This is a genomic window from Mycobacterium sp. IDUB_21 (genome assembly GCF_055419425.1).
The window spans coordinates 205,904-217,366 of sequence record NZ_JBVAXQ010000007.1 but is presented as its reverse complement, the minus strand read 5'-3'; the positions used below and the strand labels follow the sequence as shown (position 1 = coordinate 217,366).

Genomic DNA, 11,463 nt, shown 5'->3' with positions numbered 1-11,463 from the left:
GCGCAAAGGAGACCGCTATGGCTCGCGATATTTTCAAACTCGTCACCGACGAGTCAGTCGAATACGTCGACATCCGGTTCTGCGATTTACCGGGCGTCATGCAGCACTTCTCCATCCCGGCATCGGCGCTGGACGAGAGCGTGTTCACCGACGGACTGGCCTTCGACGGTTCGTCGATCCGGGGCTTCCAATCCATCCACGAGTCGGACATGCTGCTGCTGCCCGACCCGGACACCGCGTGGATCGATCCGTTCCGGGCCGCCAAGACGCTGAACCTGAACTTCTTCGTGCACGACCCGTTCACCCGCGAGCCCTATTCGCGCGATCCGCGCAACGTCGCGCGCAAGGCGGAGAACTTCCTGGCCACCACCGGCATCGCCGACACCGCCTATTTCGGCGCCGAAGCCGAGTTCTACATCTTCGACTCGGTGACCTTCGACTCGCAGATCAACGGCTCGTCTTACCAAGTGGATTCGGTCTCCGGGTGGTGGAACACCGGCAGAGCCACCGAACCGGACGGCAGCCGGAACCTCGGCTACAAGGTCCGGCCCAAGGGGGGTTACTTCCCGGTGGCGCCCAATGACCAGTACGTCGATCTGCGCGACACCATGACCACCAACCTCACGAACGCCGGCTTCACGGTGGAGCGCGGCCACCATGAGGTCGGCACCGGCGGCCAGACCGAGATCAACTACCGGTTCAACACGCTGCTGCACGCCGCCGACGATCTGATGCTGTTCAAATACATCATCAAGAACACCGCCTGGGCGCACGGCAAGACCGTCACCTTCATGCCCAAACCGCTCTTCGGTGACAACGGCTCGGGCATGCACGTGCACCAGTCGATCTGGCAGGACGGCGAACCGTTGTTCTACGACGAGGCCGGCTACGCCGGGCTGTCGGACACCGCCCGGCATTACATCGGCGGCATCCTGCACCACGCGCCGTCACTGTTGGCGTTCACCAACCCGACCATCAACTCCTACAAGCGCCTGGTGCCGCACTACGAGGCGCCGATCAACCTGGTCTACAGCCAGCGCAACCGCTCGGCCTGCGTGCGCATCCCGATCACCGGCACCAACCCCAAGGCCAAGCGCCTGGAGTTCCGCTGCCCAGACTCCTCGGGCAACCCCTATCTGGCGTTCGCGGCCATGCTGATGGCCGGCATCGACGGCGTCAAGAACAAGATCGAGCCGGCCGCCCCGATCGACAAGGACCTCTACGAACTGCCACCGGACGAGGCGGCCTCCATCCCGAAGGCTCCCACTCAGTTGGCCCACGTGATCGACAATTTAGAGGCCGACCACGAATACCTGACCGAAGGCGGGGTGTTCACCCCGGACCTGATCCACACCTGGATCAACTACAAGCGCGACCACGAGATCGACCCGGTCAACCTGCGCCCGCACCCGTACGAGTTCGCGCTGTACTACGACTGCTGACCGGGGCAGCCGCGGTTTGGGGCACCTTCGCGATTAAGCTGCAGGGTTGTTGGGCCACCTGGCCGTACCGCTGCCGTATGCCCCGAGGAGCCGATGAACGCAGACGACGACTTCTCGCATGGTGGCGTGCCGCCGTCGCAACATCAGCAGCCCTGGGCGCAGCCACCACAGCAACCACTCCGGCATGCTCCCTATCCGCATCCGGCTCAGCTGCGACCGGTCCGGCCACGCCCGGCTCGCGGCTGGCGGCGCTTCGTGCTGTCGGCGACGCTGGGGCTGGTCAACCTGGGCCCTTCACCGGCCGAGCGTGAGGAGACCGCCTACGAGGCGGCCATCCGATCCATGCCGAACGGCAGCTACAAGGTGGGCGTCCTGGGCAAGGGCGGCGTCGGCAAAACGACGGTGGCCGCCAGTGTCGGGTCGGTGTTCGCCGCGCTGCGCCGGACCGACCACGTGGTGGCCGTCGACGCCGACACCGCGTTCGGCCGGCTCGGCAGTCGCATCGACCCGCGCGCCACCAGCTCCTACTGGGACCTGGCCGCCGAACAGGGCATGCAGTCGTTCGCCGACATCAGCAGCCGGGTGGGCGCCAACGCCGCGGGGCTGTATGTGCTGATCGGCGAGCCGGCCGCCGGGGGGCGGCGGATCCTCGACGCGGCGCTGTACCGCGAGGCGGCGCTGCGCCTGGACCGGCACTTCACCATCTCGATCATCGACTGTGGTTCGACGATGGACTCGCCGGTGACCCAGGAGGCGCTGCGTGACCTGGACGCCCTGATCGTGGTGTCCTCACCGTGGGCGGACGGGGCCGGCGCGGCCGCCAAGACCATGGAGTGGCTGGCCGACCGCGGCCAGGGCGGGCTGCTGCAGCGCACCGTGGTGGTGCTCAACGACTCCGACGGCCACGCCGACAAACGCACCCGCTCCGCGCTCACCGCGCAGTTCCTGCAGCACGGTCAGGCGGTGGTCGAGGTACCGTTCGACCCGCACCTGCGGCCCGGCGGAGTGATCGACGTGATGACCGAGATGGCGCCGGGAACCCGTCGGCGCTTCCTGCACATCTCGGCGATCATCGCGCGTCACTTCTCTGCGCGCCCCCGCGGCCGGGACCCCAGAACCGACCCGAATCAGAGCAGGTAGCGCACGACGCTCTCGGCGACGCAGGCCGGCTTGGCGTGGGCGTCGATGGACACCGTGGTCGTCAAGGTCACCTGGTGGGCGCCGCCGCCGACGTCGGCCACCTCGACGACGGCGGTCTCGGCCCGGATCTTCGAGCCGACCGGCACCGGAGCCGGGAAGCGCACCTTGTTCAGCCCGTAGTTGATCGCCAGCTTGACGTTCTCGAGGCGGTAGATCTGCTGCATCAGCTGCGGCAGCATGGCCAGGGTCAGATAGCCGTGGGCGATCGTGGTCCCGAACGGTCCGTCGGCGGCCCGTTCAGGGTCCACGTGAATCCACTGATGGTCACCGGTGGCGTCGGCGAACAGGTTGACGGCGTCCTGGGTGATGGTCACCCAGTCGCTTCGGCCTACCGCCTCGCCCTGACACGCGGCGAGTTCGTCGATCGATTGGAAAGTACGCATACGCTCCTGCTTTCTCTATCTAGTCCGTTGCCACCGTGCCGTTTTGGCGCAGTCGGTCGATATCGTCGGTTGTCATACCCAGTTCGGCCAACACCCGTTCGGTGTCGCCACCCAGGGCCGGCGCCGCGACCGCAGGCGGGTGGACGCCGTCGATCGAGGCCGGCAACCCGGCCGCCAAGTAGTCCCCCACCCCGGGCTGATGCAGTGGCGCGAACATTGCGTTGTCGCGCAGGCGCTCGTCGGCTGCCGCGTCGGCGAAGCTGCGATAGCGATCCCACAGCAGCGATGTGCCCGCCAAGGCGGCTTCGATCTGCGCCCCCGTCTGCTCGGCGAACCAGCCGCTGAACAGCCCGGTGAGGACATCGCGGTGGCGGTATCGCTGCCCCTCATCGGAGAAGTCGATGTCCCGCGCCTGAGCCAGTGCGGCAATGACTTTCGTCGTTCCGGTCACCTCGGTCAGGTCACGAAAGTGCCGGTCGGTCAGGGTGACGATCATGAAGGAGGCCCCGTCACCGCTGGTGAAGGTCTGCCCGTAGGAGCCGTAGAGCGCATTGCCGATCCGTTCCCGCCTGGTGCCGTTGACCATCGCCTCGGTGAGAAAGCCCAGTGCGCCGGCGGTGCCCAGCGCGACATCCTCCAACGCCAGCCGGATCCGGCAACCCTCGCCGGTGCGGTCCCGGCGGTGCAGCGCGGCGGCCACCGCCAGCGCGCCGTGCAGCCCACACGCGATGTCCCACGCCGGCAGCACGTGGTTGATCGGCGCGGCGTAGTCGGCGGGGCCGGTCACCAAGGGAAAGCCGACACCGGCGTTGATCGTGTAGTCGACCGCGGTGGATCCGTCGGCACGTCCGAGAACCTCGAGGTGGATCAGGTCGGGACGTTGCGCAGCCAGCGTGTCGAAGGAAAGCCATTGCCGGCCCGCCATATTCGTCAGCACCACACCGCTTTCGGCGATCAGGCGCTGCACCAGGGCCTGCCCTTCCGGTGCGCGCAGGTCAGCGACCACCGACCGCTTGCCCTTGTTGAGCCCGGTCCAGTAGATGGATGTGCCGGCCTCGGTGACCGGCCAGCGTCGATAGTCAGCCGCCCCGCCTATCGGATCGATCCGCACCACGTCAGCGCCCAGTTGCGCCAGGGTCATTCCGGCCAGCGGCACTGCGACGAAGCTGGCGATCTCGATGACGCGCACCCCGGCCAGCGGTCGCGGCGCATCCGCGCCAGTCGGGCCCATCACCTGCTCCTTTGTCGACGATTACGTCGACTATATGCCTACCGGCGATAGCGAGCCCGCCGGCAGCGAGTCCGCGCCGAATCTCAATCGTTGCCGAACCGCGATATGAAAACCCGTGGCGGCGAACAGGACACAGCAGCACAAGATGTTTGACTGCCTTCAGCAGGGCAGAACCAGGCATCAGACCGCAGCTTGCGGAACGACCATTGGGATGGGAAACAGCTATGAAGAGGGTTGAGAAGTTGCGCCACGCGGCCAGTCGGCTACCGCGCCGGCTGATGGTCGCGGCAGTGGGGGCCGTACTGCTGAGCGGCCTCGTCGGAGTCGTCGGCGGTTCCGGCGACGCATCCGCGTTCTCACGCGAGGGTCTTCCGGTGGAGTACCTGCAGGTGCCCTCACCGTCGATGGGCCACGACATCAAGGTGCAGTTCCAGCCGGGCGGCGCCCACGCGGTGTACCTGCTGGACGGGCTGCGCGCCCAGGACGACTTCAACGGCTGGGACATCAACACACCGGCGTTCGAGGAGTACTACCAGTCCGGCCTGTCGGTGGTCATGCCGGTCGGCGGGCAGTCCAGCTTCTACTCCGACTGGTATCAGCCGGCGTGCGGCAAGACCGGCTGCCAGACCTACAAGTGGGAGACCTTCCTGACCCGGGAGCTGCCGAGTTGGCTGCAGGCCAACAAGAGTGTCTCCCCCACCGGGAATGCGGTAGTCGGGCTGTCGATGGCCGGCGGGTCCTCACTGATCCTCGCCTCGTACTACCCGCAGCAATTCCCCTACGCCGCAGCCCTTTCCGGATTCCTGAACCCGTCGGAGGGCTGGTGGCCGACGCTGATCGGGATGGCCATGAGCGACGCGGGCGGTTACAACGCCAGCAACATGTGGGGCCCGTCGTCCGACCCGGCCTGGAAGCGTAACGACGCGATGTTGCAGATCCCGCGGTTGGTGGCCAACCGCACCCGCATCTGGGTCTACTGCGGCAACGGCACGCCGAGCGACCTGGGCGGCAACAACATGCCGGCCAAGTTCCTGGAGAGCATGACGCTGCGCACCAACCAGACGTTCCAGCAGAACTACGTGGCCGCCGGCGGCAACAACGGGGTGTTCAACTTCCCGGCCAACGGGACGCACGACTGGCCGTACTGGAACGAGCAGCTGGTCGCGATGAAGCCCGACATCCAGCGGGTGCTGGGTGTGGGTATCGACCCGACCTGATCGACCCAACCCCCCACATCGGCGGCAGCGCAATCCAGCGCTGCCGCCGATGTGTTTTGGGGCGCCGTGCGTTGTGTGGGGAGAAGCCCTACTGCCACACGTCGCGGCGGCCGGTGTAGCGATGGGTGTACCAGGTGGCCAGCACACACACGACGGTGGCGATGCCCAGCATCCAGGTACCGCCGGCGACCAGGCTGATGCAGCCGCCGACCACGGCCCCGAAGACGTACCCCGTCAACAGCATGAAGTGCCCGAGCCAGTCCCGAATGGTTCCGCCGCTGAAGTGGCGTTCGATGCCCTGGCCCAGTTTGACCACCGTGCCGGTGACGTAACTCAAGGAAATCGACACTTCGCCGTTGCGCACGAAGGTGGTGTTCAGCGCGCCGACGCCGAACGCGACCAGCAGGATCGGCAGCAGCGGCAGCGGCAGCGAGGGCCCGCCCTCCCAGATCCAGTCGACCAGCGTCGCGGTCAGCAGCGCGGTCGCCGTCAGCAGCAGCGCCCCGTGCGGTTGGTTGGGCCAGACGCGGCGCCGGAACACGGACGCGACCACCACGCCCGCCAGAAACGAAACCAGCAGCGCCGCAGCGGTGATCGACAGCCACTCGTTGCCGTCGAACACCCCCAGCGCCGCACGGCCGGCGTTGCCGGTCATGAACGTGACGAAGTAGCCCTCGGAGTGGGTGTATGCCGTGGCTGCCAGTACCCCGGCGAGCGCGGCAAGCACCCAGGACAGCTTGGTTTCGCTGTCGTAGTCCCGACGTATCACGCGCGCCTTGAAATAACGGGGTCTACCTCAGCCGACCGGACCTGGCGCCAAGGTGATGGTGGCGCTGTGGTCGCCGCCCGTCGGGCTGCGCCACGTGAGTGTCACGGTGTCGCCCGGGTGGCGCTGGTCGAGTACGTCGGTCAGGTCGGTGGCCGAGTTCACCGGCCGGCCGTTGACCGAGGTGATGATGTCGTCCTTGCCGATACCGCTCTCAGCGGCCGGGGTCCCGTCGAGCACCTGGGCGACCCGCGCTCCGGCCCCGTTGTTGTCCACCACGCCGACACCCATGAACGCCGTCTCACCGATGTGCACGGTGCTCGACGAAACACCGGACCGGATCTGTCCGGCGATCGCCATCGCCTGGTTGATCGGGATCGCGTAGCCTTCGCCGCCGGGCTGGGCGAACTTGTAGTTGTCCGACGCCGCGGTGTTCATCCCGATCACCTGGCCGGCGGCGTTGACCATCGGACCGCCCGAGTCGCCGGGGCGGATCGCGGTGTCGGCCTTGATCATGTTCGTCAGCGTCTCGGTGCTGCCGGTCAACTCGTCGGCGGCCGAGACCGTCTGATTCAGGCCGATCACGCGCCCCGGCACCGCACTCGGCGTGCCGCCGTGGCCGCCTGCGTTGCCCATCGCGACCACCGGGTCACCGACGGCGACCTTGGACGAGTCGCCGATGATGGCGGTGGGAAGGCCGGCGGCGCCGCGCAACTGCAGCACCGCCACGTCGTGGCTGCGGTCGAAGCCGAGCACGTCGACCTCGTAGCTCTGGCCGGTGCCGACCGAGACCACCGTCAGGCCGGTGGCCCCGGCGATGACGTGGTTGTTGGTCAGCACCACCCCGTTGGGATCCAAGACGATCCCGGTTCCGGCGCCGACCGCGCTCTGGTAACCCATCTGGGTGTCGATGTTGACCACCGCGGGCCCGACCTGCGCGACCATCGCCGACGGGTCCAGCGGCATGGTGGGCAACGTCGGCGCCGCCTGAACCGGCACGGCAACAAGGCCCAGCCCGAGTGTGCTCACTGCAGCTGTCACGCTGAGCAGCCACCACCTGCTAGGGCGATGCGATCCGCTCATCCGGTTACCTCCTGCGGTCGGTCACGATTCGGGCGCGCGCTGAAATCCAGCACATCCGGAGCATGTCCAAGACGGTGGATTCGTGAAACAAACACCGCAAGCTTACCGGAACCGTCGGTACGGACTGCAAAAGACGGTCATCAACTGGCCAAACACCGTGGTGCAGGAGGGGTTGTGCTCAGCCTCCGTTGAAGGAAGGCTGAGCTTTCAGGAGGATGCCATGGCAGACAAGACCGGGACCTCACGGGGTGCGGGTTCCGCGCCCACCGCGGCCAGTCCGGCCGCCATCCGCAACGTCGTACTGGTCGGTCCGCCCGACTCCGGCAAAACCACACTGGTCGAGGCGATGCTGGTCGCCTCCGGCGTATTGCCCAGACCCGGTTCGATCACCGACGGCAGCACGGTCTGCGATTACGACGACGCAGAGATTCGTCAGCAGCGGTCGGTCGGGGTCGCGTGCGCGTCGCTGGCGCACGACGGCATCAAGATCAATCTGATCGACACCCCGGGCTACGCCGATTTCCTCGGAGAACTACGCGCCGGGCTGCGGGCCGCCGACGGTGCGCTGTTCGTCGTCGCTGCCAACGAGGACATCGATGACGCCACCACCGCGCTGTGGCAGGAATGCAGCCGGGTCGGCATGCCGCGCGCTGTGGTCGTCACCAAGCTGGACCACGCCCGCGCGGACTACCCCGCCAGCGTGGCCGCTGCCCGGGCGGCGTTCGGAGAGAAGGTGTTGCCGCTGTACCTGCCGGCAACAACCGGGCCGACCCTGCCCGCCGGCCTGATCGGGCTGCTCACCGCGGCGCAGTGTGAGGCGGCCGACGCGGATGACGTGGCCGACGTCGACCGGCAGCGCGGCGCGCTGATCGAGGCGATCATCGAGGAGTCCGAGGACGAGGCGCTGCTGGACCGCTACCTGGGCGGGGAGCAGATCGACCGGGCGGTGCTCACCAAAGACCTGGAGCGGGCGGTCGCACGCGGGTCGTTCTTCCCGGTCATCCCGGCCTGCAGCAGCACCGCCGTCGGCATTCCCGAACTGCTCGAGGTCATCACCGCCGGATTCCCCGCTCCGCCCGAACACCCGCTCCCCGAGGTGTTCACCCCGGACGGCGCCGCGCGCCCCGGTCTGAGTTGCGACCCGGCCGGGCCGCTGCTGGCTGAAGTGGTCCGGACGACGTCGGATCCCTATGTCGGCCGGGTCAGTCTGGTACGGGTGTTCTCCGGAACTATCCGGCCCGACAGTGGAATTCATGTGAGCGGGCATTGCACGGGTTTCTTCGGCGAGGGCAGCGGCCACACCGATCACGACGAAGAGGACCGGATCGGGGCACTGACGTTTCCGCTCGGGAGACAACAGCGGCCGGCCACTGTGGTGATGGCCGGCGACATCTGCACGATCGGCCGGCTCAGCCACGCCGAGACCGGGGACACCCTGTCCGACAAAGCTGAACCGCTGGTCTGTAAGCCCTGGTCGATGCCGGACCCGCTGCTGCCGGTCGCGGTCATCCCGCACGCCAAGACCGACGAGGACAAGCTGGCGGTAGGGCTGGCGCGGCTGGCCGCCGAAGACCCGAGCCTGCGGATCGAACGGAACCCGGAAACCCACCAGACCGTGCTGTGGTGCATGGGCGAAACACATTCGGGCATCGTGCTCGACGCGCTGGCCCACCGCTACGCGGTGGCGGTGGACACCGTCGCACTGCGGGTGGCGCTGCGGGAGACGTTCGCCACCAAGTCAAAAGGCCACGGCCGGCATGTGAAACAGTCCGGTGGGCACGGCCAGTACGCGGTCTGCGACATCGAAGTGGAGCCGGGGGCCCCGGGCTCCGGTTTCGAGTTCGTCGACCGCGTGGTCGGTGGGGCGGTGCCCCGCCAGTTCATCCCCAGCGTGGAGAAGGGCGTCCGCGCGCAGATGGCGCAGGGGCTCACCGGTGCGGCCGGAGACGGGTATCCGGTGGTCGACATCCGGGTCACACTGCTCGACGGCAAGGCGCACAGCGTCGACTCGTCGGACTTCGCGTTCCAGATGGCGGGCGCGGCGGCCCTGCGCGACGCAGCGACGGCCGGACGAGTGCGGTTGCTCGAGCCGATCGACGACGTCACGGTGCTGGTACCCGACGAACTGATCGGTGCGGTGATGGGCGATCTGTCATCCCGCCGCGCCCGGGTACTCGGGACCGATAAAGTCGGTGCGGACCGCACCTGCGTGAGAGCCGAAGTCCCGCAGACCGAGCTGATCCGCTACGCGGTCGACCTACGTTCGCTGACGCACGGAGCCGGTTCGTTCACCCGCGGTTTCGCCAGATACGAGCCGCTACCGGAGTCCGCAGCCGCGCACGCCGGCACCATCGCATGACCCACGCTGGAAACGAAAGGACTCTTATGTCGACAATCGCCGGGCTGCCCGCGCACGTCCTACTGCTGCATTTCGTGGTGGTGCTGGTTCCGCTGACCGCGATCCTGCTCATCCTGTGCGCGGTGTGGCCGGCGGCCCGCCGACGGCTGGTCTGGCTGGTGGCGACGCTGGCCGGCATCACGCTGCTCGTCACGCCGGCGACGGTCAACGCCGGCGAGTGGCTCGCGGACACCGGCAAGATCGACGGGTCACCCGAGCTCGACCGGCACATGGCCGCCGGCGAGTACGGCCTCTACATGGCGCTGGGCCTGGCTGTGGCGGCGGCTCTGCTGGCCAGTCTGCACGTGGCGCTGACGCGCGGTGGCAGGGTGGCGCCGGCTGCGCGGTTGGGCATCGTCGCGGTGGTGATCGCCCTGGCCGGAGCGTCGATGTTCGCGATCCACACCATCGGCGAATCCGGTTCCAAAGCGGCCTGGGGAAGCCTCCTCGCGCCGTCGGAGAATCACTAAATCTGCGCCACACCCGTTGGGCTTGGCACAATGGAGCCATGTACAGCGTGAGGCGGGGAATTTTGGCGCTGGCCGGCTCGGTGGCCCTCGTGATGGGGGCCTCCACCGGCATCGGCCAGGCGGCGCAGAAAGCGCCGGAGCGGGGGTTCGCCGTCGCGGCGATCGAGCCGGCGGCCGGTTCGGTGGTGGGGGTGGCCTACCCGGTGATCGTGACGTTCACCGGGCCGGTGGGTGACCGGGCGGGCGCCGAGCGTGGCATCCACATCGCGGTGACGGGAAAAACGGTGACCGGAAAGACGGTGTCCGGAAAGACGTCGTCGGGCATGCCGTCCGGGCATTTCGAATGGGTCAGCGACGATGTCGTGCAGTGGGTTCCGGACGGCTACTGGTCACCGCACAGCACGATCAGCGTCGACGCCCACGGCATGTCGACGGGTTTCGACACCGGCGACGCGGTGCTCGGGCTCGCCGACATCTCCGATCACACCTTCACCGTCAGCGTCAACGGCGAGATCCTGCGGGTGATGGCGGCCTCGATGGGTAAGGCCAAGCGTCCCACCCCGGTCGGTTCGTTCACCGCATTGTCGAAAGAGCGCACCATCAAGTTCGATTCGCGCACCATCGGCATTCCGCTCAACGACCCGGAGGGCTACCTGCTCAACGGGGAGTACGCCGTGCGGGTCACCTGGAGCGGCGTCTACGTTCACTCGGCGCCCTGGTCGGTGGGCTCGCAGGGCTACTCCAACGTCAGCCACGGGTGCATCAACTTGAGCCCCGACGACGCCGCGTGGTACTTCAACACGGTGCACCTGGGCGACCCGATCGTGGTGCAGGCTTAGGCGATCGCAAGCGCGGCGGAGCCGCGCGTAGCGGGTCGCCGTGGTTGCGCTGACACCGGACTCATCGGCTCAGCAGGCGCCCAGCACCGCCGTCGGCATGTGCGCCACGTAGCGCTCCGCACGCTGCTGCGGGCCCATCTGCAGCGGCGCACCCAAGCGGCGCAGCCGGCCGACCATGCGGCGGCCCGCCGAGCGCACGGCGGTGCCGTGAATCCTCGAAACATTTTGGGTGACAACAAAAGCCATGATTTTCTCCTGCCGGGATGCCGACACGACCCATTCCGGGTCGGCGGAACTCGCGGTTCAGGCCGCGGCGGAGAAGCCGGGGCCGGTGAGGGACAGATCGGTCATCGAACACCGATACGGATGCGGACCGTCGCTGGGACTCACTTCGCCCTCACCTCCTTCCGGCCAAGACACACGGGGATGTCGTT

11 protein-coding genes are annotated in these 11,463 nt (G+C 67.7%); 6 read left to right on the top strand and 5 right to left on the bottom strand.

The window, feature by feature from the left end:
• The first annotated feature begins 17 nt into the window (after positions 1–17).
• Positions 18–1,442 carry a type I glutamate--ammonia ligase gene (gene glnA, locus ACZYY4_RS13040; RefSeq protein ID WP_463810396.1) on the top strand — a complete coding sequence of 475 codons (1,425 nt, stop codon included), beginning with the start codon at positions 18–20 and terminating at the stop codon, positions 1,440–1,442.
• Between the two features lie 93 nt (positions 1,443–1,535).
• Positions 1,536–2,582: a MinD/ParA family ATP-binding protein gene (locus ACZYY4_RS13035; protein ID WP_463810395.1), complete on the top strand. Its 1,047-nt coding sequence runs from the start codon at positions 1,536–1,538 to the stop codon at positions 2,580–2,582.
• Here ACZYY4_RS13035 and ACZYY4_RS13030 read toward each other — a convergent pair.
• Entirely contained in the window at positions 2,570–3,025 is a 456-nt protein-coding gene (locus ACZYY4_RS13030) for a MaoC family dehydratase (RefSeq protein ID WP_463810394.1), read from the bottom strand. The genes ACZYY4_RS13035 and ACZYY4_RS13030 overlap by 13 nt on opposite strands.
• 19 nt (positions 3,026–3,044) lie before the next feature.
• The gene (locus ACZYY4_RS13025; protein ID WP_463810393.1) at positions 3,045–4,256 is read right to left on the bottom strand and encodes a CoA transferase; all 1,212 of its coding nucleotides are present in this window, start codon (positions 4,254–4,256) and stop codon (positions 3,045–3,047) included.
• 224 nt (positions 4,257–4,480) lie between these two features.
• On the opposite strand from ACZYY4_RS13025, the gene ACZYY4_RS13020 reads away from it, so the two are divergent.
• Positions 4,481–5,473: an esterase family protein gene (locus ACZYY4_RS13020; protein WP_463810392.1), complete on the top strand. Its 993-nt coding sequence runs from the start codon at positions 4,481–4,483 to the stop codon at positions 5,471–5,473.
• A gap of 88 nt (positions 5,474–5,561) precedes the next feature.
• On the opposite strand, the gene ACZYY4_RS13015 is transcribed toward ACZYY4_RS13020, so the two are convergent.
• Both ACZYY4_RS13015 and ACZYY4_RS13010 read right to left on the bottom strand, forming a co-directional pair.
• Positions 5,562–6,242 (bottom strand): YoaK family protein, encoded by a 681-nt coding sequence (locus ACZYY4_RS13015; RefSeq protein WP_463810391.1) that lies wholly within the window; start codon positions 6,240–6,242, stop codon positions 5,562–5,564.
• 27 nt (positions 6,243–6,269) lie between these two features.
• Entirely contained in the window at positions 6,270–7,322 is a 1,053-nt protein-coding gene (locus ACZYY4_RS13010; RefSeq protein ID WP_463810390.1) for a S1C family serine protease, read from the bottom strand.
• Positions 7,323–7,542: 220 nt separating this feature from the next.
• Between ACZYY4_RS13010 and ACZYY4_RS13005 the strand changes: the two genes are divergently transcribed.
• The 3 genes from ACZYY4_RS13005 to ACZYY4_RS12995 are packed head-to-tail and all read left to right on the top strand — an operon-like array spanning position 7,543 to position 11,029.
• A complete protein-coding gene (locus ACZYY4_RS13005; RefSeq protein ID WP_463810389.1) occupies positions 7,543–9,681 on the top strand; it encodes an elongation factor G-like protein EF-G2 in 2,139 nt (712 codons plus the stop codon).
• Between the two features lie 26 nt (positions 9,682–9,707).
• Positions 9,708–10,190 carry a hypothetical protein gene (locus ACZYY4_RS13000; RefSeq protein ID WP_463810388.1) on the top strand — a complete coding sequence of 161 codons (483 nt, stop codon included), beginning with the start codon at positions 9,708–9,710 and terminating at the stop codon, positions 10,188–10,190.
• A 38-nt stretch (positions 10,191–10,228) separates the two neighbouring features.
• Complete coding sequence (locus ACZYY4_RS12995) at positions 10,229–11,029, top strand: L,D-transpeptidase (RefSeq protein ID WP_463810387.1); 801 nt, start codon at positions 10,229–10,231, stop codon at positions 11,027–11,029.
• Between the two features lie 69 nt (positions 11,030–11,098).
• On the opposite strand, the gene ACZYY4_RS12990 is transcribed toward ACZYY4_RS12995, so the two are convergent.
• On the bottom strand, positions 11,099–11,275 hold the full coding sequence (locus ACZYY4_RS12990; RefSeq protein ID WP_463810386.1) for a hypothetical protein: 177 nt from the start codon (positions 11,273–11,275) through the stop codon (positions 11,099–11,101).
• Positions 11,276–11,463: the final 188 nt, after the last annotated feature.

Excerpts from the sequence above, each read along its gene's own strand:
- ACZYY4_RS13035 (WP_463810395.1), top strand. The coding sequence starts at position 1,536 with ATGAACGCAGACGACGACTTCTCGCATGGTGGCGTGCCGCCGTCGCAA.
- ACZYY4_RS13030 (WP_463810394.1), bottom strand. The coding sequence starts at position 3,025 with ATGCGTACTTTCCAATCGATCGACGAACTCGCCGCGTGTCAGGGCGAG.
- ACZYY4_RS12995 (WP_463810387.1), top strand. The coding sequence starts at position 10,229 with ATGTACAGCGTGAGGCGGGGAATTTTGGCGCTGGCCGGCTCGGTGGCC.
- ACZYY4_RS13005 (WP_463810389.1), top strand. The coding sequence starts at position 7,543 with ATGGCAGACAAGACCGGGACCTCACGGGGTGCGGGTTCCGCGCCCACC.
- ACZYY4_RS12990 (WP_463810386.1), bottom strand. The coding sequence starts at position 11,275 with ATGGCTTTTGTTGTCACCCAAAATGTTTCGAGGATTCACGGCACCGCC.
- ACZYY4_RS13010 (WP_463810390.1), bottom strand. The coding sequence starts at position 7,322 with ATGAGCGGATCGCATCGCCCTAGCAGGTGGTGGCTGCTCAGCGTGACA.
- ACZYY4_RS13000 (WP_463810388.1), top strand. The coding sequence starts at position 9,708 with ATGTCGACAATCGCCGGGCTGCCCGCGCACGTCCTACTGCTGCATTTC.
- ACZYY4_RS13020 (WP_463810392.1), top strand. The coding sequence starts at position 4,481 with ATGAAGAGGGTTGAGAAGTTGCGCCACGCGGCCAGTCGGCTACCGCGC.
- ACZYY4_RS13025 (WP_463810393.1), bottom strand. The coding sequence starts at position 4,256 with ATGGGCCCGACTGGCGCGGATGCGCCGCGACCGCTGGCCGGGGTGCGC.
- glnA (WP_463810396.1), top strand. The coding sequence starts at position 18 with ATGGCTCGCGATATTTTCAAACTCGTCACCGACGAGTCAGTCGAATAC.